16 protein-coding genes are annotated in these 21995 nt (G+C 46.8%); 2 read left to right on the plus strand and 14 right to left on the minus strand.

The window, feature by feature from the left end; translation table 11 throughout:
* The first annotated feature begins 91 nt into the window (after nucleotides 1–91).
* The gene (locus ACSQ8P_RS27860; protein ID WP_436238170.1) at nucleotides 92–1297 is read left to right on the plus strand and encodes an ROK family protein; all 1206 of its coding nucleotides are present in this window, start codon (nucleotides 92–94) and stop codon (nucleotides 1295–1297) included.
* A 62-nt stretch (nucleotides 1298–1359) separates the two neighbouring features.
* On the opposite strand, the gene ACSQ8P_RS27865 is transcribed toward ACSQ8P_RS27860, so the two are convergent.
* From ACSQ8P_RS27865 to ACSQ8P_RS27915, 11 genes are all read right to left on the minus strand, one after another.
* On the minus strand, nucleotides 1360–2310 hold the full coding sequence (locus ACSQ8P_RS27865; RefSeq protein WP_436238171.1) for a bile acid:sodium symporter family protein: 951 nt from the start codon (nucleotides 2308–2310) through the stop codon (nucleotides 1360–1362).
* 5 nt (nucleotides 2311–2315) lie between these two features.
* Nucleotides 2316–2615, minus strand: coding sequence for a hypothetical protein (locus tag ACSQ8P_RS27870; protein ID WP_436238172.1), 300 nt, complete (start codon nucleotides 2613–2615; stop codon nucleotides 2316–2318).
* 228 nt (nucleotides 2616–2843) lie between these two features.
* Complete coding sequence (locus ACSQ8P_RS27875; RefSeq protein WP_436238173.1) at nucleotides 2844–3836, minus strand: aldo/keto reductase; 993 nt, start codon at nucleotides 3834–3836, stop codon at nucleotides 2844–2846.
* A gap of 39 nt (nucleotides 3837–3875) precedes the next feature.
* On the minus strand, nucleotides 3876–5654 hold the full coding sequence (locus ACSQ8P_RS27880; protein WP_436238174.1) for a glycoside hydrolase family 36 protein: 1779 nt from the start codon (nucleotides 5652–5654) through the stop codon (nucleotides 3876–3878).
* Complete coding sequence (locus ACSQ8P_RS27885) at nucleotides 5651–6025, minus strand: cupin domain-containing protein (protein WP_436238175.1); 375 nt, start codon at nucleotides 6023–6025, stop codon at nucleotides 5651–5653. Before ACSQ8P_RS27885 ends, ACSQ8P_RS27880 begins: the two co-directional genes overlap by 4 nt.
* Before the next feature lie 4 nt (nucleotides 6026–6029).
* Entirely contained in the window at nucleotides 6030–8240 is a 2211-nt protein-coding gene (locus ACSQ8P_RS27890) for an alpha-galactosidase (RefSeq protein WP_436238176.1), read from the minus strand.
* A gap of 24 nt (nucleotides 8241–8264) precedes the next feature.
* Nucleotides 8265–9647, minus strand: a complete 1383-nt coding sequence (locus ACSQ8P_RS27895) for an MATE family efflux transporter (RefSeq protein WP_436238177.1) — start codon at nucleotides 9645–9647, stop codon at nucleotides 8265–8267.
* 13 nt (nucleotides 9648–9660) lie between these two features.
* On the minus strand, nucleotides 9661–11046 hold the full coding sequence (locus tag ACSQ8P_RS27900) for an alpha-glucosidase/alpha-galactosidase (protein WP_436238178.1): 1386 nt from the start codon (nucleotides 11044–11046) through the stop codon (nucleotides 9661–9663).
* A gap of 185 nt (nucleotides 11047–11231) precedes the next feature.
* Entirely contained in the window at nucleotides 11232–14735 is a 3504-nt protein-coding gene (locus ACSQ8P_RS27905; protein WP_436238179.1) for a fibronectin type III domain-containing protein, read from the minus strand.
* 118 nt (nucleotides 14736–14853) lie between these two features.
* The gene (locus ACSQ8P_RS27910) at nucleotides 14854–15657 is read right to left on the minus strand and encodes a hypothetical protein (protein WP_436238180.1); all 804 of its coding nucleotides are present in this window, start codon (nucleotides 15655–15657) and stop codon (nucleotides 14854–14856) included.
* Nucleotides 15658–16002: 345 nt separating this feature from the next.
* Nucleotides 16003–17301: a sn-glycerol-1-phosphate dehydrogenase gene (locus tag ACSQ8P_RS27915; RefSeq protein ID WP_436238181.1), complete on the minus strand. Its 1299-nt coding sequence runs from the start codon at nucleotides 17299–17301 to the stop codon at nucleotides 16003–16005.
* Nucleotides 17302–17410: 109 nt separating this feature from the next.
* On the opposite strand from ACSQ8P_RS27915, the gene ACSQ8P_RS27920 reads away from it, so the two are divergent.
* A complete protein-coding gene (locus tag ACSQ8P_RS27920; protein WP_436238182.1) occupies nucleotides 17411–18124 on the plus strand; it encodes a DUF2161 domain-containing phosphodiesterase in 714 nt (237 codons plus the stop codon).
* A gap of 72 nt (nucleotides 18125–18196) precedes the next feature.
* On the opposite strand, the gene ACSQ8P_RS27925 is transcribed toward ACSQ8P_RS27920, so the two are convergent.
* The 3 genes from ACSQ8P_RS27925 to ACSQ8P_RS27935 all read right to left on the minus strand — a co-directional run bounded on the left by ACSQ8P_RS27925 (nucleotide 18197) and on the right by ACSQ8P_RS27935 (nucleotide 21989).
* Nucleotides 18197–19153: an NAD(P)/FAD-dependent oxidoreductase gene (locus tag ACSQ8P_RS27925; protein WP_436238183.1), complete on the minus strand. Its 957-nt coding sequence runs from the start codon at nucleotides 19151–19153 to the stop codon at nucleotides 18197–18199.
* A 179-nt stretch (nucleotides 19154–19332) separates the two neighbouring features.
* Nucleotides 19333–20562 (minus strand): MFS transporter, encoded by a 1230-nt coding sequence (locus ACSQ8P_RS27930; protein WP_436238184.1) that lies wholly within the window; start codon nucleotides 20560–20562, stop codon nucleotides 19333–19335.
* Nucleotides 20563–20666: 104 nt separating this feature from the next.
* Nucleotides 20667–21989 (minus strand): ABC transporter substrate-binding protein, encoded by a 1323-nt coding sequence (locus tag ACSQ8P_RS27935; RefSeq protein WP_436238185.1) that lies wholly within the window; start codon nucleotides 21987–21989, stop codon nucleotides 20667–20669.
* Between the last annotated feature and the right edge of the window lie 6 nt (nucleotides 21990–21995).

The raw sequence follows: 21995 nt of genomic DNA on the forward strand, positions 1-21995 counted from the left end.
ATTTTTTATTAAAGTGAGTACATTACCATTATAACTATAGGTTCAGGTATAATCGATTTAATGACATAATGATATAGCGACGGTGAAGTTCATGATAATTCCTAACAAAAGTGATCAAAAGGGCAGCAAAACCAGTATCATTCAAGCCTTGCGCATGCACGGATCCATGCCTCGGATTAAATTGACCAAAGTTACGGAGTTGAGCAGGGCTACCATCTCTTCAACGATTTCTGAGCTCATGGATTGGAATCTTGTCAAAGAAACGGAAAAAGCCCCATCTACGGGGGGGCGTCCTGCTATTTCTCTAGAGCTTGTCCCAGGATCCCATGGCATTATGGGTGCCGATTTGGATAATCAAGTATGGACGCTAGGCGTGTTTGACTTACTTGGCAATGTCCTGCATATGACGAAAATACCCGTCAGCTCTTCCCAACCCGAGACAGCGATCCAGGAGTTGACTGATCAAACCTCAAAGTTTGTTAAGGAATTGGACATAGAAGTCATCAAATTGTTCGGTCTGGGGGTACCCGGTCTTGTCGATACGAGACGAGGTATTATTAGGAGCGCATCCGATTTGGGCTGGTCTAACGTGGACATTGAGGACATGGTAAGCAAAAAGCTTGGTTGGCCCACCGTGGCCATAAACAGGCATCGCGCCCGCGGGCTTGCCGAATGCCGATTCGGTTCAGGAAGCGACTACAAGCATATGATTTATGTCGGAGTAGGCTCCGGCATAGCTGCCGGAATTTTTCATGATCGGCAGTTGATGTCCGGTTCGTTCGGCGGAGCTGGTGAGCTCGGGCATATTACGGTTGAACCTGACGGTCCCGTATGTCCGTGTGGGAATAACGGTTGTTTGCACCTCTATTCTACGGCTTCAGCAATCGAACAGGAAGCCCGCAGACAGCTTCGCTCCGGACAAGAGGAAAGTTTGCTTAACGGTGTAGTACAAGGAAGAGACCTCCAACTTCTCCAGGCAAGGGATGTTTGCTTGGCCGCAGATCAGGGCGATGAATTGGCGATACGCGTCGTTAATCATGCCGCTACTTATCTCGGCATTGCTTTGGCTAATCTGGTTAATTTGCTGAATCCCGAGGCAATCATTCTTGGAGGATCCATACCTAGCATGTGCAGTACTTATGTACAAACTGCCACTAAAGTTATGAAGCAGCGGTCCATGTTGGCCCTCTCAGCCGGAATAGCGGTAGACACCGCCGTACTGCCTGAAATTGGCGGAGCACTCGGTGCAATCAATTTTGCGCTAGACCGGCATTTTTCTTTTACAATGATTCAGTAATAAGCCTAATGAAAACAAGCCTTCAGCCCCACTTTTGCAGTGGTTCTGAAGGCTTATTCTCATTAGGCTACCTTGGCTGTATGACTGTTCAAACCATACCTTTTAGCCAAACGCTGCCCGTATAAAGCCGCTAGGATTTGTTGAAACAGCATACCTGCGACAACTGGAAGCGCAACAGGCGGCGGAAAAAAGCTGATAGCGAGTACTGCACCCGCACTCAAGTTTCGCATCCCCGAATTGAAGGTGAGGGCAATTGTGACTTCACGGTCCCATCTCATCATCCGGGACACAAGCCATCCTGCCAAATAACCGATGGTTGCACATGCGAAAGAAACAGCAATGATTTTCACCAACTGACCGTTCATGTCTTTCAAATAGGGAGCTATCACCGATGAATTAATCGCGACAACCACAAAAAGTCCAATTTTTGAAAAAGGCGCCAACCGCGGCCCCCAGGTTGTTTTAATTCTGCCTTTCGTCCATTGATTAAGCAGCATGCCAATCAATGAAGGGATCACAACCATTAAGAATAGCCCACTCATAATATCCCATGGATCCATATGCACCTTAGCTCCAACGAAGAGAGAGAGACTAAGCGGCACAATCAATGGAGATAGCAGCGTGTCAAGTAAGATGAGCGCCAAAGTGAGCGCAATATTCCCCCCGTATATGGTAACCCACACCAAGCTGACAACTCCCGTAGGAATAACGAACAGGAGCACAAATCCAGTTTGTGTCAAATCATCCCCCGGGAAAAATATCGAACCTGCCCCCCATCCCAGTATCGGCATCGCAAGATGCAGAATGATAAAGTTGGCTATAATCGGGAGCGGATGCATCATCACCCTGCGTAAATCCTTAAAATTAGATCCAATGCTTCCAGCAAACGTCATTGCAGCAAATATCCATGGCACTAGAAAGCTAAGATGATGCAGCCAAGCTGAGCAAATTAATCCAACAATAACAGCAGATGGCGTTATAAACGGCATCGCTTTTTCGAGTATTTTATTCAATCGGATTAACATACACACAACCCTCTTCTGCCTTTGAAAATGAGGCTTTTCCATAGCTCTATATACTTCGCATCGTTATTTCGAATGAGACCGGCCACCGTCTCATCAATCAAGCTGTAGACATTCCTCCTGCCGGGGTCGACTTCCGCTTTCTCCATAATTTCATTCTCCATCATAGCTGTTGTCTTGTTACGTATAATCCATCCGGTGAGTAGAGGCAGTGTTAAAAATAAAATGTTGGGAACTATCAGCCTGAAGAATACGTAGTGCCTTCCCTTTAATCCTTTATATTTCATATAAAGCATCTCTAACCTCCGAGTTTACGATTAATAGCGCTTTCTTTATTCTAAAGGAATACAACTGTATTGAGAAGTTAAGCCGACAAAGATAATAACGAAAAAGCCCGAAGATTGAGTCCGAAGTCCCTGAAAAAGTCATATCCACTTTTTTCATGCAAATGACCGTTTTCAGCCAATAAAATGGCATTAAACGGTCATTTTGCTATTTTTCTATTTAAATCGAAACTTCAAACTTCAATCCCCAAGAATTTGATCGATACGGTCCAATTCTTCCTGAGTGAAAGTAGGCTGCTTCAAGGCTGCCACATTATCGTCAAGTTGACTCACTTTACTTGCCCCAATTAATGCGGAGGTAACATGCCCCTTGCGAAGAACCCAAGCTAATGCCATCTGGGCAAGGCTTTGCCCGCGCTCCTGAGCTAGTTTATTCAGAAGACGAGACTTAGCAATCTTTTCCTCAGTAATATCCTCAGGTCTTAGGAACACACTGCCGCCTGCAGCACGGGAATCCGCCGGAATGTTTTCCAAATAACGATCCGTCAGCAGTCCCCTAGCGAGAGGACTATAGGCGATGGACCCCACACCTTCTCTTGCCAAAATATCTTGCAGCCCCTGCTCCAATCGTCTTTCAAACATCGAATAATGTACTTGATGGATGATAAACGGAGTGCCAAGACCTTTCAAAATTGCTGCGGCTTGCTCCGTTTGCTCCGCATTATAGTTGGACACTCCGACATACAGCGCTTTTCCCTGACGTACAGCCTGATCCAAAGCGCTCATCGTTTCTTCCAGAGGCGTCTCTGCATCGAAACGGTGCGAATAATAAATATCCACATAATCCATGCCTAGTCGCTTCAGGCTTTGATCAAGGCTAGCGAGCATGCTTTTGCGGGAGCCACGCTCCCCATAGGGACCGTCCCACATACGGTAGCCTGCTTTCGTAGCAATAATCAGCTCGTCACGATACGGCTGCAAATCCTTTTTCAAAATTTGCCCGAACACTTCTTCCGCTGAGCCAGTCGGTGGACCATAATTATTCGCAAGATCGAAATGCGTAATCCCCAGATCAAAGGCATGACGCGCTAATGCTCTGCTATTCTCGAATAGATCGACACCACCAAAATTGTGCCACAATCCAAACGAAATCGGCGGCAGCTTTAAGCCGCTCTTTCCACTTCGATTGTACGGCATATCTGCATATCTTCCTTCATTTGCTGCATAGTTCATCTCTGATCCCCCTAAATATGACTACCGTCTTTCTATTCCTTATAAAATGGAGATGGTCGCAAGCCCTGACGCCGGAATCGCAAGCTTATGCATACCTGATCTCAATTCGACAGAACGCTCCTCCGTGATTTCACCACAGCAATTGCGAATCGTCACTTTCGCTATCCCTATCTCACCTATAACCTCTACATAGAGTCCATCCTGTCTTCTTCCGTTCACAACGATCCATTGAGACACCGACGCTGCTGCATCGATAGGCACAATTTGCTCCTGATAAGCGACGATAATCCCGCGATCCTCATGAACCGCTCGGACTAGCGGATATAACAATTCCGGATTCATAGGCGCAATAGAGCCGTCCAGCAGCAGCGTGCGGTTCTCTTTCCAGAAGGCAAGCCAATAGGTAAGCATTTTCAAATGATCAGAAGGCAGTTTATCCAAAAGGACAGATACCTGCGGTACCGCGAACAAGCAGTTAATCAACTGTAAGGCGGAGCTTTCAACAGGTTCCGCTGGATGCCACATGATCATATCCGCATGAGCCGCTGTATTCCCACTAATCAGCCTAAGATCCAGCGTACGTACGCGATTTTGGATGCTGTCGTTCGGGCAATCAGAAGCGCGGAACATGTTGCCGTATTTACGCATCGCAGGACCGATATACATTTGTCGGAACTCAATCATAATGTCAGGATTTAGTTCTCTCAATCTACCGATAGAGTCCGTCAGTAGACGGTCAACAGCAGCGGGTATCGACTCATAATCCTTACCTTCCACTGTGGAAGGCAGCTGCAGCTCAGGCGAATAGAACGTATCAATGAAATCCAGCTTGAAGCCGTCTAAGCCCCACTCTTTGACCGCTTTCTCATACGTATTGATAATATATTCCCTGACATCTGGATATCTCGGATCCAGCACAGCGGCTCCGTGACCTTCATTAAATCGGAGAATTTTATCTTTAAACCGATCCCACACCAGACTATATTTGCCGATAAAAGGAACTGAGTACCAGAGGATAAACTTCATGCCTAACGCATGAACCACATCCACATGCCGCTTCATATCGGGGAATTTGCCCTCATAGGTCTCCCAATCCCCGCAATAGGCATACCCTCTGCGGTTATCTGCCGTCTGCCAGCCATCATCTACGATTACAGCTTCCATTCCCAACTTCTTAGCGATACGGCACTGTTCTTCGATATCGGCGTCTGTTACATTCTGATGCATGCTATACCAAGTTGAGTACATCGGTTCCTTGGCAGCCTCAGGGACGAATGCTGGCTGATATTCCGGCATCTCACTCCACCACGCTTGAACGCCATCAAGACTTTCATAGTAAGGAACATCTCTCGTATCTACGAGAAGCTTGGCTTCATACGATTGGAAAGGCGCCGTTGTCTCTGTAAACAATTGTACGCAGCAATGAAAATCAGCCGTTTCTTCACTGATACCTCCCGAGTAGTGTACCGTGTTAAGTGCATCCGAATAGGCAAATGTTAACCTATTACGACCCACACTATTAAACAAAGCATAGACAGGAGCCGATGCAGCAGCATTGGAGCGCAAAGTTCGCATCCAATCGGCCTTAAAGCTTTTATTCCTGTCCTGTGCCGGATGCCAGCTGCCTTGAATATCGCAGGCGGGATGGGACCAACGAAGTGTGAAGACGGGAGGCGTTACTGCCTCCTCTGATTCCAGTCGCAATGTGATGAGATCAATGCCCTTCTGGAGCTTTGTCGTATTCAATGTGACGGTAAACCCATGATCCTCACTCGATAACTGAAAGGAATGGATATCCGTGTTTATAATTTTGTTCATCCAGCGTCCTCCTGCTGTTGATTCTTATGACGATTCGCACCTGCATGGCACCACACAGTGACAATTGGGTCGTCCTCACTGGAATTGAGATGATGGTCCTCTCCTGGTTCAATAATCACGATATCTCCCGTCGTAACCGGGAAATGCTCCCCATTCATCTCCATCGTTCCAGTTCCCTGCAAAATAATGAACGCTTCACAATCACCGTGAACATGATAGTCTCTTCCTTCAGGACCATCATTCGTATGGCTGCGTTCGCCCCGTTTCGCGAAAGACAGGCCGCCTGACGATAAATAAGCACCTGGTAATACATCTTGCAAAATGTGGCCATTCCTTATATCCTGCAAATCACTCAAACGCAGCTTCTTCATCTTGTCATTCCTCCATTTTCAAGCGGTAAAGGCGGCTTCGGAAATCGCCTTTCCAGATCGGCAAATTAAGTCCTACGTGCATGAGTTCGTCTCCTCCAAATATTTCCACATGCTGATCCTGATCTCCCGCATCACAAAGCAAATAATTACTCTCCTCCGCTAATCCCTTCAATCGCAATTTCCTAAGAGGAGCGTTCGGTTCCGAGAGCACTTGAAAAAAAGCGACCAAGGCTTCCTTCTTATCCTCGGAAACGAACATCCATGCCGCGCTAGTGTGTTCAAAAGGGTTGATCAGTCGGTAAAATTCTCCGAACTGAATCAGAGGCCGCAATTGTTTATAAAGCGCGACTTGCTTCTTCACGGCTTCCTTATCCGCTTCTGTAAAAGTGGTCAAATCAAGCTCGTAGCCGAAATTCCCCGACATCGCCACATGCCCACGCATATCAAGCGGTGTCGTCCGATGCACTTGATGGTTAGGAACTGCGGAAACGTGAGCGCCCATCGTGCTGATTGGATACACGATGCTCGTTCCATATTGAATTTTTAGCCGTTCAACGGCGTCGGTATTATCGCTCGTCCATGTCTGCGGCATGTAGTAGAGCATCCCTGGATCAAACCTTCCCCCACCGCCAGAACAGCTTTCGAACAAGACGTTCGGAAATGCCGAAGTTATCCGTTCCATCACTTCGTAAAGCCCTAGCATATAGCGATGTGCCGTTTCTCGCTGGCGCTCTGGCGGGAGCTGGGCAGATCCAATTTCCGTCATATTGCGGTTCATATCCCATTTCACATACGTGATGGGACTGCTCGCAAGTATAGCTGTGATGACTTTCACGATGTAGTCTCTGACATCTTGACGCGAATAGTCGAGAATCAACTGCTGCCGTGCTTCTGTCCTTCGTCGGCCTGGCACATGCAGACACCAGTCGGGATGTGCCCGATACAGGTCACTGTCCGGGGATACCATCTCAGGCTCAAACCATAGACCGAACTCTAGTCCTTGTTGTTTCACACGCTTTACCAAGTCTGGCATGCCTTGTGGGAGCTTGTTTCGATCAACGAACCAATCGCCGAGTGAGCTTTTATCATTGTCACGCTTGCCGAACCAACCATCGTCCAGTACAAGAAGCTCTAAACCGAGCTCCTTACCTACTTGCGCAAGCTCTTCAATTTTATCCGCGTTGAAATTGAAATAAGTGGCTTCCCAGTTGTTAATGAGAACCGGCCTGTGACGATCACGGTATTGCCCACGACATAAACGTGTGCGGTACAGCTTATGATAGTTTCGCGACATCCCGCCAATGCCTTCCGCAGAATAAACGAGAACCGCTTCGGGCGTCTGGAAGGATTGCCCAGGCTCCAAGAGCCACGAAAAATCAAATGAATTGATGCCCATCACGACACGCGTCGTTCCATAAGGGTCCACTTCGGCTTGAGCAACAAAGTTTCCGCTGTAAACAAGACTGAAACCATAGACTTCTCCGTGATCCTCATCCGCTTGCTTTGAAAGCAGCGCCATGAATGGGTTAAGCGAATGGCTGCTAGCCCCCCGATGGCTCTCAATCACAGACCCGCCTGTGGCAAGAGGGCGTCTTTCAATATGACGCTCACGCGCCCATGTGCCAGATAAATGGAGCATATCGAAATCACTGTGAGATATATCGATACCGAAGCTCAGTGCTCGCAGCAGCTTAATGGACTGATGACTCTCATTCACGAATCGAACAGACCTGGTAATAGCATCTAAATCACGAAAAACAGTGTACGTGAGAATAGCCTTTAATCCGATGATCGGATCTGCCAATACAATGTCAATGCTCTCCGCTTCGCTCTCATCCTCCGTATAGGTCGATGGAAGTCCCTCTAGCAGTGCTTTTCCTGCGTAAATCCGGTGGGACTCATAGACGAGTTCACTGACTGTCGTGCCGTCTTCCATTTGAACCTGATAGGCCGGAACTCGAAAATCACTCCCTCCATATCCCGGAAATTCCTGCGGCAATGTGTCCAAAGACAGCGTAAGATCATCCGGATCCGTGGATGGAGAGAAAGAACAGCGTCGTCTCCTAGCGAGCAATCCTCCCAGATTGCTGCCACGCACTTGTCGCCCCCAATGAACGTGGGCTACATAGTTGGAATTGACCAGCTGCATGATATAGCTCGATGACTTCCCTTGAAGATGGAAGGTTTGCGAATTCGAATCGTATACAATTCCCATTTTGACGCGTCCCCTCTGTGCGTATTAAACCTTGAGATGCTTCCAAGCCCCGCGTTTAAACCTCAAATAAATTAGATTAGATCTAAGAAATTGATCACTTGCAACCGCACTCCATAAACCGATCATGCCCCAATGGAAGACATATACAAACAAGTAACTCAGTACAACCCTGATTCCCCATACGCCAATGAATGTCGAATATAACGGATAGCGGGTATCTCCTGCTCCTCGTAACGCTCCTCCAAGTACAAATTGCGATATTTGTGATACTTGGATAAATCCAACAATTCGAAGGGCCCACGCACCTTCACGAATAATCGTCTCGTCATTCGTATACAGCCTGAGAATATGCGGAGCCAACAGGATGAAAATCGTTCCCATGAAACCGGCCACAAGCATACCGTACTTTCGGACTTGCCACACGTATCGTTCAGCGAGATCGGGTTTACTTACACCAAGGGTTTGCCCAACTAGCGTTGAAGCTGCTATGGCAAAGGCAGCCCCTGGCATAAACGAGATACCAATGATGCTCGTTACAATTTGCGATGCCGCGATGGCAACAGTCCCCAATCCGGCACAAATTTTCACAAACGTCATAATCCCTAAGCGCATGATCAACTGCTCCAGACTGCTCGGTATACCAATCCTCAACATTCGACTAATCATGGCTTTATCCAAACGACTGATCTCTGACCATCCGATGCGAACCGTAAATCTTCCGCTGAACATGACAGCGATAAGACAAATCATGGCTCCAGACTGAACTGCCAAAGTAGCGATTGCTGCACCTGTAATACCCATTTGAGGTAAACCGAGATGACCATAAATCAGTACAAACCCAAGGGTCACATTCACGCAGCCTGCCAGCACATTGATTTTCATAGGTGTTCGGGTGTCTCCCGAGCCTCGCAGAATAGCAGATAAAGCCGACGAGATGGAAGAAAAACCGATGGAGAAAAACATGATTTTCGCATAAGGTAGTCCAACTTGAACAACCTCTTTACTAGCGCCCATCAATTGAAGTAAGCTCTCCGCAAAGGTGACTCCAAGTGCAACAATAACGACAGACAGGGCTGTACCAAGCATAAGTGATTGCCCTGCCGCCAAATTCGCATCTTCCATCTTCCCCGCTCCAGTGGAGCGAGCAACGATAACGGTTGTACCCGAATTCAGCGCTGCAAACAGTACGCCCAATAATAAATACGGTTGGCTTGTTAAGCCAACAGCTGCCACGGCAACAGCCCCGAGGTGTCCGACTAAGATCATCATGACCATTTGGGTTACGTTCATGAGCAGCATTTCCGTCAAAGATGGACCTGCTAGTTTGAAAATCATCCGTCGAACAGCTTTATCATCCTGCGGATTTATAGAGGCGGATTCGCTGTATTTCGCTGCATCTGCACTCATGGCTGACCCGCCATCAGATGTTCCAACCAGGCAAATATGCTTTCGTATTGTGCAGCATCTGATCGAACAATACTTCCGCATCGTGGATATCAATATTCACTAGCGGATCGTTAATAAACGCTTTGAAGGCTAAGTCTTTGTCCTTTTGAAGAGCAGCCTTCAGAATAAGCTCCTGATTCATCGTATGCTGCAGGACCAGATTATTAACTTCCATCGGAAGCTCGCCTGCGTAGACCGGACGCAAGCTATTCGCAGAGAACACCGCATTCGTTTCTACGACTGCTCCCAGCGGAATACCTTTCATTTGGCCAACGTTAGGAACGTTAATATTGGTTACAAATTGCTCAAGTCCGATCAGACCTTTTAACTGTCTAACTTCTTCTTCGCCTGATGTCTTGAGCGGCAGTTTCTCCTCGCCACTTAGCAGCTTCCCGTAAAACTGCTCGGTTGAAGCATGCTTCTCGACACGACTTTTGACCGTCGTTAAACCGAACTTCCATGAGCGAACCGTCTCCGGATCTTTCAAATACCAAGGAGGCATGAATTCCGCCAAGTGGCGGTCACCTGCCGCTGCAATAACCCCATAACGCCGAAACAAATCAAACTTCACACGGTTGGCCGCCGTATACGTGTTCGTAACCCAGGCATCTTTGTTATGTTCAAATCCGGATTCATAATATTTATCAACAAACTTGCGATACATCGGAAGTAAATCCATATTGTGATACGTCGCTTGATCGATCCAAGTAAAATGGTTAATCCCCAGCACATTCACTTTCACTTGATCGCGATGTACACCTTCAATCCCTTCCATATCGCGAAGCATGCGAATCAATAGTCCTTGCACACCGAAAATTTCATGGCAGCAGCCAATGGCTTTTATTTTGGGAAATACTTCGTAAAGCGTCCGTGTGCAGAGTGTCATTGGGTTCGTATAGTTGAACACCCAGGCATCCGGCGAAAAGCGCTCAATGGCTTGGGCAATTTCTACGTACATGGGAATGGTGCGCAACGCTCTGACCAACCCCCCAGGTCCAGTTGTATCGCCAACCGCTTGATAAATACCGTATTTTTCCGGTGCATGGACGTCGGATTCCATTTCCTCGAAGGTGCCTGGAAGAATCGAGATAAAAACAAAATCGCATCCATTCAGCGCCTCTTGGAGCGTCGGATACGCCTTGTACGTCCATTTAGATTTCGTCTCTGGATAATCAGCAACCGAATTGCCCAGCTTTTCATTATTTTTGGCTTTCCCATAGTCAAGATCATATAAGCGAATCGTCCCCGATAATTGACCATCCAGCGCCAAATCGGCAATCAGATTTTTAGCCCAATACATCGAGCCGCCGCCAATATAAGCGATTTGAATATCGCTGACTTTCTCATTAGCAAATTTCATGTTGCGCCTCCTTATGTTCTTCCCTTGTCTCAATCAAGTAGGAATCGTCCTACATTAGCTACAAGTATAAAAAACAATTCCGCATTGCGGGATGGCAAAAATTAAGTGAGGTTGTGATTTTTTACACTTTTACTATCGAAAAAACGGCAGCCCTCATCTAGAGGACTGCCGTTTGGATCATGCCATTAATGCGGAACCACCACTTGTGTCGAGGCTTTTGCTACGTTGCCGGCCGTATCAGTTACCGTATACGTGATCGTATAGATGCGGTCGTTTCCTTTACCAGAACGCTCTGCGCGGAGGCTAAACGATTTATCGAATGTTCCGAACGCCGCGTCTTGGATGTCGTTAACCGTATTGCCGTCGCCTTGCCCGTTATCCTGCTCGTTCGAGACGATCGACGTCAACACGACGGATGCAATATCGGAGCCGGTCCCATCCGCATACACGCTCGCAGTGACCGTCACCATCTTGTGGTTCGGAGGGTTAAGCACTGGCTTGTCGACCGATAGCGTAAGCTTTGGAGCGATCTTGTCGATATTCGCAACCGCTGCCGTTGCCGTACCTTTATTGCCTGCTGCATCGACGAACTCAAACGTGAAGCTTCCGTTGTCGCTGAACGTATGGCTGAGCGAGCCGTCGTTATTCGTGACCGTAACTGACTCGCTCGGCGTAATCGTAGCAATCACGTTCCCATTGGTCGGCGAAGCGGTGCTATATGCAACGGCAGCTGTCGGAGCTGTCTGATCCGCCAAAGTTGTTACATGAAGCGTCAGTCCACCTAGTGTCGAGTATTCAGAACTATTCACAGCTTCACTGACAGCTTTAACCCTGAATGTATACTCCGTATTTGGCGCAAGACCGATAGCAGTATATGTAGAAACGTTAGCTGCCACGGTTGCTAGCTTCGTATTTCCATTATAAATCTGATAGCTTGAAGCCGGGATTGACGTATTGGAACCGGACCAGCTAAGTGAAATACTGGTATCTGTTTTCGCAGCAGCCGTTAAGGCAGAATTCGGGACAAAGGATATAGGTCCAAAAGCCTTAACTTCATTTACGTTAATATCACCATCAACTTCATCAACCGTAAATTTAATAAATCTTGCATTTACAGGCGCAGCAAGTGTAATCCTCTCTGCAATTTTAGTAATGGCGGGATTGCCATATTTACCTTGTCCCACACGGTCGTCGGTAAGTATCTTAATCCATTTATTACTGTTTGGATTCGTGAATGCTTCACCCTCCGTTGCATAATAGAAAGAAACTTTTTTCAACTTGTTCTGATAGCTATAGTATTCAAGCACACTAACAGGGGTTGTTTCTCCAATATCAGCCATCATCCATGCCGATGTGGAACCTTTGAGAGAAACCCATCGGGAACCATCCGCATCATTATCAAGTGCCTTATTAGCTCCATAGCTGCTTGTATCATCGTTCCAGACTCTCGGATACTGTACTTCCTTATTAAATAAAAGATTATCGGAACCGTTCTTTATACCGGAGGTTGTAACTTGGTCCTCTGCCGCTGCAGCAGACAATGTACCTCTTCTTATGGCGTAAACCTTTACTTGATACGACGTTCCAGGGGAAAGATCTTTCACCGTATAGGATGTACCCTGATAATCATCCAGCACTACTCTCTCAACAGCGTCAGTAACCAGTGCCACTCTATAACTCTGAGCATCAGTTACTGCATCCCAGACCATGTTTATGGATTTATCCGATGCGGCTGTCGCTGTCACTGATGATGGAGGATTGGGAACAATTGGATTGCCATCGGTCTGTAATAGTTTAACTTCACTTTCTGCTGAAAGCATCGGCTTGAAAGAATATGGATCTGTATATACGGTTTTCACAGAAAGATTGTAAATTGCCCCGGGGTCTAACTGTGTTAGGTTATAACTATTTGAACCAGCATGATCTACAAGTAACTTTCCGTTATCATAAATAACGAAATGATCAGCAGGAACACGATCCCAAGAAATAGTTGCTTCTGAACCGCCAGAGTAACTGATTGTCACATTTTTAGGTTTTTGAGGTGCATTGTAAATCTCAAGCTCCGTCACACGTGGCGGACCCGTCATTGTAAATGTGGAAGCATTCGTCGTGTTGGAGCCTGAACCGTTTTCAAAAAATAATTTCACATATCGGGAACTATACGTTCCTCCCAAATCTATGAGATATTCTTTATCTACGGTATCATCGCCGGTGTTAGGACCCGAATAGATAAATGATGGAATTGAACTAAATACGATGTTGTCAACATCTGTACGATCATTTTCTTCATTTGAGACATACATGTTAACGGTTTTTAATCTTGAAGTTTCAGCAAAGAGCTTAATTTGACTAAAGTCCATTTTCTTTCCTAAATCGATAATAACATTACCCTTTTTGGAGCTTTCTGTACCTATCCAGTTCAAAATGCCAAGTGCGGAGTAGTTGTTCTGGGGTACTGTCGTCGAATAAGTAACAGGGTCTTTTTGTACACCATCGGTTAGTCTTTCTGCCTTAGCGTTAGCTATTTGGAACGCATTACCAGTTGTAGCGCCAACATTGTAAGCTTTTTTACCGTAAGCAAGGTTAACTGGAGAAACACCTACCGCAGACTTATAAAGCGTCATATCTGAAAGGTAAATTTTGGCATCCTTGACATTTGGATTCGACTTATCAGCCTTACGGTAAATCCCCCATTTAGGGCGGTTAATCATATCGTCAACTGCAGGATACGGCCCCTCAAACGTCGTTTCGTTATATTTCACCTCAGGGCGTCTCCAGATATCAAGAACTCTGTTAGGATCGTTGTATTCCATCAAAATTTGCCCGGTTTCATTGTCTTTCATCGTCATTGTGACCCAACCAGACTCAGAGTTAAGAATTTTGACAGTAATATCAACCCATTTGTCCTTAATGGCATTCAGTGGGTAACTAGCAAGCGTCTCTTGCCCCGCATCCGTACCAATATCAGCATAACGGAACTCCAAATTTTGCGTAGCTGATGACGAAACCGTAAACGTAAGTATCGGATTTCCATCCTCAGCGCTAGAGAAGTTCGGATATTTAACTGCGTCATGAAGTGGTAATGTGCTTCCAACTAGACCATAAGAGTTGTACGCCTTGTATTGGAATATATGAAAGAAACCATCAGGCTTTGTAAGCTCTTTATCTATCTTTAGCTTCCAGTGATAGGCTGTAATATCATTTTCCAATCCTATCCGATCTCTGCTTTCTTCAGGTGGTCTAATTTCAATTCTTTGTCTGTCGTCGTTACCACCGATAAAAGTGCCGGTAGCGCTGTCATAAGTCGTATTATGCAAATAACAGGAATAGCAATCGCTTCCATTCACTTCTACCTTAAAAACGTCTTTACCTAAAGTTTGATCATAGAAATTGGCAACATGTCTTTCCGCTTCTTCCCCGAGGATGTCTCTTGCCGTTTTTGTAGCACCCTCGACAGGATTATCCGTGCCAAAAGCTTCGCCAAAGACTGCGTATGGTGACTTGTTTGGATCGGCATTTATGGAAACAGAATTGCCGCCATGGCTATTCATAAAACCCGGATCAAGTACATCAATAGGGGATGAACTAGCTGCTGACAAAACTGAAACTGGCCATATTCCCATATCAGAGACAAATAATAATGCTAATAACAATGCTGAAATTTTCCTAAAACGCTTTAAAAAATTCATTGTAGTTGACCCCTTTCATTGAATAAAAAATGAGAAGGCAAGACTAACCTTGCCACCTCATTTCTTGCTATGCCACTAAGTGATTTAATTTACTTTTGGGACACCACGTTGACAGAGATTATTCAGTAATTTGGAAGTTGGCGAACTGAATTTTGGCTTCTGGCATACCGGAGTAGATTTTGCGATAAATGCCCCATTTCGGACGGTTGATCGATGCTCCTTCTCTCCAGTTATCCTTAGTGCCGCTATAGGACATCAATACGGTGCCATCGAGTTTCTTGAGAGTCATATTAATGGAACCGCTATCTGTATGCTTCACTGTAATTGATGCTTCTACCCATTGACCGTCAATGTTAGAGAATGCAGTTTGGGCTAGCGTTTCCACTTCATCCATCGTAGCCCCAATCGGGCTATGTCTAAATTTTAGGTAACCGTCATCTAACGAGAAAGTTAGTATCGGGGCACCGTCATCCCCGTCCTGTGCTTTCAATTGAAAAATATGGTGGAAATTTCCTGTCGGCGACATCGGATATGGGCTTACCGCTCTAAACTGCCATTTGTAAGTAGTCGTTTGTCCGTTAGTTGCCGTTACATTGCTCGGTGAGCTCTTGTAGGCTTTTACTTCAAGCCGTTGGCGGTCGGTATTGCTGCCGTCCAATGCTGCGGTATCCGAAGAGGTGCCTACTTTGAATTGGAATACGTTGCCAACATGAGTAGAGGTGGATTCGTATAGATGGCTTGAATCGGTTGGCCCGTCGATCGGGTCTGAACCCAGATACTGCTGGAAGATTTCGAATGCAGTCTTTCCAGTATTCGGACCATCAGAATTTATCGTTACGGTAGCTGCATATACGGTAGCTGCAATTGCAATCGTGGATACGAGCGTTAAGCTGGAAATAATCAATTTAAACTTTTTTTTCATTACATTTTCGCCTCCATAACTGATTGATATTTCTGAGAAACGGTTAGCTAAACTGTGTTGATTTGATCGTTAACAGATAAAGTCACACGTTCGTTCCACTTTAAGAGCCGCCATCCTCCTCTCGATAGTACCTAGGCCGTATCAAGGCTTTTATTATGTTTGCGCTTACATTTCCTTGAATGTTAATATCATAATCCCTATTAGAATTAAGCTGTATGAAGTAATTTACGATAGGAATGTATTTTTTTAACATTTTGGCCACTTTGTCTAAAATAGCCTGAGGTTCAGTATGAAAAAATCCTCCCGACAATAGGGAGGATTGGGACATGCAGCTATAGAAGATGCTTACAGCAGCCGCTGTAAGCGTAAAATCGTAAACCGGTTGCGCACGAACAGCGCATCCTGCAGCGACGCCTCCACCAGCGCTGGCTCGACGCCAAGCTGGTCCGGCGTCACCGGCCCCTGCACCGCCGCGAGCCACGCAGCAAGCAGCGAAGGCGCCGGAACCCCGCGGGCGATGTGCTGCACATCGCCCCAAGTAGCAGCGATGCGCGCTTGCAGCGCACACGTATCAACCCCCATCGCCGACGCATTCTCGGCGATGATGGCCTCGGCCATGGCCCCGTAGGCCGCCCGGATGCGTTCCGCATCCGTCTGCGCACTCGGAGCCTGTCGCCCCGCTAGGCGCGCAGCGGCTTCGCCCTCCGTGAGCGTGAGCAGCGCCTGATAGCGCTGCGCCATGAGCACGGTCGCGACGCCGACCTTCGCGCCGTGCAGCAGTGCCCGGCGGCGCTGCTGCAGAAGCACCATCTCCCAATAATGGGAGAGATGGTGCTCAGCCCCGGAGGCCGGCCGCGAGTGGCCGACCAAGAGCATGGAAAGGCCGGATAGGATCAGGCCTTCCATCAATCGACGCATGCCCAGCTCGGTGCGCTGCGCAATCTCTTCCAGATGAGCGGTGCACAGCTCCACCGCCTCCAACGTCAGACGAGCGCTGAGCTCGCAGTAGTGCTCGTCCAGTAGCACGCGGCCGAGCGCCCAGTCCGCGAGGGAAGTATGCTTGCCGAGCATATCGCCTACGCCAGCCGCAATCATCGCCTGCGGCGCCGCAGCGAGGATGCCCAGATCGGCGAAAATCGCCTCGGGCGCCGAGCAAGGAATCGTCTGCTTGAAGCCGCGAACGATGAGCGGCGCGCCCACAGAAGCAAACCCGTCAACGGACGGCGCTGTCGGCACCGATAGGAAAGGCCGATTCGTTCGATGACTTACGAATCGTACAATGTCATGGATCGTTCCCGTACCCACGGCGATCAACACTTGTGAAGTAGTCGACGTATCCAACATCAACTGTACGATAGCTTCCTCATCAGCAGCTACTTCCCCCATCCCGTTCTCACGGATCACGCTCAAGCCAACGCTCACCTGCGATTCTTCCAACAACGAGCGAAGCTTTTCACCAGCTACTGCATATGTATTCGTGTCTGCAACAAGCGTTACGTGCTCATAACCATTTTCTTTCACATAGCCGACAACATCACCTAACGCACTTCTTTCAATCACAATTCGGCGAATCGGAATTTCATGTTGCTGTCCACAGGCACATTTGAAGCTTTTGCCCAACCAATCATTCAACAATTCACTCACATCTCTCAACTCCCTACATGTACATCTCCACCCCAATTCTAGCTCAACATATGCTATAATAAAAGCCATTCTATCAGACTTTTGAATGAAAAGAGGAGAATAGACCCTCATGCCGATCCAAACTGAAACCGAGCTCTATGCACCGATAAAACAGTTCTTCGAGCAGCGTGGCTACACCGTCCGCGGGGAAGTAAAGCACTGTGACTTAGTGGCCATTCGTGGTGATGAGCCTCCAGTTATTGTTGAATTGAAGAAAGGCTTTAATATCCCGCTTCTCGTTCAAGGCATTGAACGCTTGAAGCTTACGCAAGACGTATATGTCGCCTTCGAGCTTCCTAACAAAGGAAAAGCCCCCCACCGCTTACAATGGGAGGATATCCGTCGACTTTGTCGCATGCTGGGACTTGGCGTCCTTACTGTTCAATTCTACAAACGCAAACAGCCCACAGTCGACCTCGTCTGTGAGCCTACACCCTATACACTGCGCCCGAACAAACGAGCTTCGGGCAAGCTGATGACCGAATTCTATGAGCGCAGCGGCGACTACAATGTCGGCGGCAGCTCCCAGCAGAAGCTCATGACAGCGTACCGTGAGAAATCCTTGCACTGCGCCTATCTCATGCAGCAGCACGGTCCACTCAGTCCACGCAAGCTGCGTGAATTAACCAACAATATGAACGTCAGCTCGCTTCTACAGCAAAACTACTATCGTTGGTTTGTGAGACAAAGCCGCGGCATCTATCATCTTACACCTAACGGCGAGAAAGCTTTACAAGAGTATGCTCACGTAGTAGTGGCTTTCCCTGTCGTCTCTAGCACTTAATCTTTCCTATGTCTAACGCTTAAGCAATCCCGTTTCTGTCTCATCATCTATCCCGCTCGTTATCCATGATATCTAAGACCGAATAACAACCCGGTGCACATTCGCTTCCTCATTCATCCGCAGCAGCGCTTTGTTCATCCAAATCGCCGCCTGTGAGCCTTCCCCCATCGCGATCGTCACTTGCTCCGCATGAACGCCAACATCGCCTGCAGCCCAGACGAACGGGATACTCGTCATTTTACTCCGGGGATCGGTCATGATATGCCGATTCTCCATCCGTTCAGCGCCAAGCTGTCGCGCCAAATCTGACTTCACTTCATTACCCCCGAATGCTATGAAACCTCGCTCTGCTTGCAGGATCCCGCCATCGCTCAGCAGGACTCCCTTGAATCGTCCAGGCGAATCCACCACAACCTCATTGAGATCTTCCGTCACATAAGTGATGCCCTTATTTTTCATTTCCAACAGTAACTCGCTTTTCACAGCTCGATTTTGGTGATTCACATAAATCATCTTATCCGTGCGATGGCGAAGCTTAATCGCCATCGCTGCTCCTGCATCACCTGAGCCCATCACGAGCGTACTTCGATCCTTAATCTCATACCCATCACAATCCGGGCACACATATACCGTAAGCCCCAAGCATTCCTTCAAATTCGGCAATTCAGGCATACGATCCATTAAGCCCGTTGCTAACAGAAGCGTCCTTGCCTCATAGCCGCGACCACTTTTTCCCCATAGCTCGAAGCCATCACCAATTCTTCCTTTGGCGACAGCCTGTACAACTTCATCTTGAACAAAAGCAACACCTAGCTTCTCAGCTTGCATTCTGCCTAATCGACGTAGTTCCTCGCCAGACACCCCATCTGGCCAACCTAAAATATTATGATAGCTTCTGCATAGGGTAGAACGGCCATAACCAGCGTCAATCACAAGTACTTTATGCTCATATCTGCCTAACTGAATCGCCGCTTGGAGTCCGGCAATGCCTCCTCCGACAATAATACTGTCTACTTTCTCCATTTGCATAATGTCCCTCTTCTCCAATTCACTACCAACTAGGATAACCGAATTGAGGGACAATCATCCTTATATAGGTTGTTCAAAAAGTCCACTTTAGCTTTCACTACGCTCCGCTCCTCACTTCCTAGCTTCTTTCAATCTTCTCGGTGCTGAAAACCGGACTTTTTGAACTCTCACTTACATGCCTATCGATTCTTAATCGACCAAATCAAGCCAAACTGCGTCAAAGCGGCTAGCAGCAGGATCCATGGAATAAGACCGCTATCCATATCGCTCCCAAAGGTAATGAGAACGAGAATGGAAATAACCCGCCCCACATTTAAGAAAAATTCCCGAACAACCACGCTTTCTACCTTTAACTCCCCCTTAAGAGGGAGTCTCGCAATGAGGCTATAATAGAACCCCGTCATGGTGTTCCCTTGCAGCGGCGCAAAGATGGAGTACAGAATCATAAAGCCGACTACAGACCACACATTTAAACTTCCTATAATACAGGAGACCCCAACAAGGTAACCCACTGTCGAAATGGTCAAATACATCCTTGCCCTACCCGCGTTCGCGTACTTCGATATAAAGATCCCCATGACGATACTTAGACTCGAATAGAGGACACCGAGATAACCGACCAAATCTTCCCGCGGCAGTACTTTGAATAAAAGAATATTAGGTAGAAATAACATCGTACCTTGCAGTAAGCCCATACCGAAGAAACCAAACAGCGCTTTCGACCACTCCTGCTTTTTCTTCATAATTAGCCCCGTGTATTTCAAATAATACACACGGTGATGCCCGCTTGATGCCTTAATTTTCAAAGAAATGATCGCGGCCAATAGAAACATGAAGAAAGCAATGGAGAAGACGATGGTGTATCCGCTTAACCCTTCTTTCAATCGAATGATGAAACCAGCAAGTGCTGGCCCTGCAAGCGTAGCCGCTGTGAAAAACATCATATTGAAAGCGAGATAGCGAATCCGATTCTGCTCCGTCGACACATCGTACATCAAGGTTAAATAACCGACCCAGTAGAAACTTCCAGCGAGTCCATTAAATATGGCAAAAAGCACATAATAATCGACCAAACGCTCCCCAGCAATACTCACACTTAAATAGAAGAGACCAATCAGTACAATACCTAGCCGGTACGCTACCATCCGATCCTTCTTCTTAATCATATAACCGCCAATGGCGAACCCAATCGGTGTTAAGATGTACACGATCATGCTGTAGGTTCCATTCACGACAACACTATGCGTTAACCGCCACAAGTATAAATTGAGAAACACCCCTGACATGGAAGCTCCGAATTGAAAAACGGAATGAATAAGTAAAGAAATGATCGCCTCGCGTGATAGCCTTTTTTCTAGTGAAAGCGTATTCCCTTTACTTTGCAGCCAAGCTCTGATTTTAAGATTCATGGTAAACCTCCAGTCCTCTTCATTGTAACAGCCATTGCAACATCTGTTAAACAGCAAAAAGCCTCAGCATTGGCGCTGAGGCTTTACGTACGTCTAGATTCGGGTTACTTCTTAAGGCTATCCCATGTTTTCTGGAATTCTTCCAACATTTGATCCTTCGTATACTTCTTAGCAACATAACCTTGCATGATATCGCCGAATTTCTTACTGGATGCTTCTCCACCTGGGAATTTGAACCAGTTCCAGCTCAATGTTTTACCAGCTTTGCTGTAAGCAATGATGTCTGCTGCTAATGGTCCAAGTACTTTCTCGTCAGCAGGAATGGATTTGAAAGCAGGGATAAACTTGAATTCATCTGTGATATATTTCTTACCGATATCGGAGCTAACCATCCAGTTCAAGAATTTCTTAGCTTCGTCTTTAACTGCAGAGTTCTTGTTGATAACCCAGTTATTCGGTACGCCTACGAACAATTTGTCGTTTGTTGCTGCATCATCGCTGATCGGCATTGGCAAGAAGCCAATTTTGATGTCTGGGTTTGTTTTCGTAATTTGAACTTGTGTCCAGTTACCTTGTTGCGTCATAGCAGCTTTACCCGTTGCGAAATCCGTTACTTGTGTATTGTAGTCGGTTTGCAGAGGGTTTTTGTTGCCATATTGCAGTTGAAGGTCGAACAATTTCGCCCATTGGTTGAACACTTCGTTGCCAGTAATTTTCGCTGTACCTTTGTTCAAGCCATCGATGAACGCATTCGGATCCTTTTGATAAGCAAATGGAAGGTTCACGAAATGGTTTCCAAGTACCCACCACTCGGCATAGCCTGTTTCAAATGGAGTGATACCCGCGTCTTTCAATTTTTTAGCCGCTGCTTCTAATTGAGAGAATGTTTTTGGAAGTTCTGTGATGCCCGCTTTTGCAAACAGATCTTTATTGTATTGGAAGCCATAACCTTCAAGGTTAAGTGGTTGACCGTATAGCTTTCCACCCTTAGTCATAGGCTCTTTCGCAACGTCTACAAGATCTTTCACCCATGGTTGATCGGATAGATCTTCCAAGTTCTCGATCCATTTATCTAGGTCTGTGAATCCACCGTTGTTGAAGATATCCGGTTTGTCACCTGCGTTAAACTTCGCAAGAAGTGCTGCACCGTAGTCAGCTCCACCGCCGACTGTGTCGACTTGAATTTTGACATTTGGATTCAGCTTCTGATATTCTTGCACCATTTTACCAAGCTGATCTGCAATCTCTACTTTGAATTGGAACATTTTAATGGTAACTGGCTTACCGCTAGCAGCAGGCGTTGCTGTCGCTGTTGATGCACCCGTTGTTGGAGCTGGACTTGCTGTCTCTTCTTTTTTCCCGCAACCAGCTGCTAGTACGGATAAGGATAATACTGCTGCCATTGAAACCATTGTTAATTTTTTCATTTAGGT

It is taken from the genome of Paenibacillus sp. LjRoot153, assembly GCF_964253085.1.
Classification (GTDB): Bacteria; Bacillota; Bacilli; order Paenibacillales; family NBRC-103111; genus Paenibacillus_E.

Excerpts from the sequence above, each read along its gene's own strand:
- ACSQ8P_RS27870 (WP_436238172.1), bottom strand. The coding sequence starts at position 2,615 with ATGCTTTATATGAAATATAAAGGATTAAAGGGAAGGCACTACGTATTC.
- ACSQ8P_RS27890 (WP_436238176.1), bottom strand. The coding sequence starts at position 8,240 with ATGGGAATTGTATACGATTCGAATTCGCAAACCTTCCATCTTCAAGGG.
- ACSQ8P_RS27925 (WP_436238183.1), bottom strand. The coding sequence starts at position 19,153 with ATGCAAATGGAGAAAGTAGACAGTATTATTGTCGGAGGAGGCATTGCC.
- ACSQ8P_RS27910 (WP_436238180.1), bottom strand. The coding sequence starts at position 15,657 with ATGAAAAAAAAGTTTAAATTGATTATTTCCAGCTTAACGCTCGTATCC.
- ACSQ8P_RS27880 (WP_436238174.1), bottom strand. The coding sequence starts at position 5,654 with ATGAACAAAATTATAAACACGGATATCCATTCCTTTCAGTTATCGAGT.
- ACSQ8P_RS27900 (WP_436238178.1), bottom strand. The coding sequence starts at position 11,046 with ATGAAATTTGCTAATGAGAAAGTCAGCGATATTCAAATCGCTTATATT.
- ACSQ8P_RS27930 (WP_436238184.1), bottom strand. The coding sequence starts at position 20,562 with ATGAATCTTAAAATCAGAGCTTGGCTGCAAAGTAAAGGGAATACGCTT.
- ACSQ8P_RS27885 (WP_436238175.1), bottom strand. The coding sequence starts at position 6,025 with ATGAAGAAGCTGCGTTTGAGTGATTTGCAGGATATAAGGAATGGCCAC.
- ACSQ8P_RS27875 (WP_436238173.1), bottom strand. The coding sequence starts at position 3,836 with ATGAACTATGCAGCAAATGAAGGAAGATATGCAGATATGCCGTACAAT.
- ACSQ8P_RS27895 (WP_436238177.1), bottom strand. The coding sequence starts at position 9,647 with ATGAGTGCAGATGCAGCGAAATACAGCGAATCCGCCTCTATAAATCCG.
- ACSQ8P_RS27920 (WP_436238182.1), top strand. The coding sequence starts at position 17,411 with ATGCCGATCCAAACTGAAACCGAGCTCTATGCACCGATAAAACAGTTC.
- ACSQ8P_RS27935 (WP_436238185.1), bottom strand. The coding sequence starts at position 21,989 with ATGAAAAAATTAACAATGGTTTCAATGGCAGCAGTATTATCCTTATCC.
- ACSQ8P_RS27860 (WP_436238170.1), top strand. The coding sequence starts at position 92 with ATGATAATTCCTAACAAAAGTGATCAAAAGGGCAGCAAAACCAGTATC.
- ACSQ8P_RS27905 (WP_436238179.1), bottom strand. The coding sequence starts at position 14,735 with ATGAATTTTTTAAAGCGTTTTAGGAAAATTTCAGCATTGTTATTAGCA.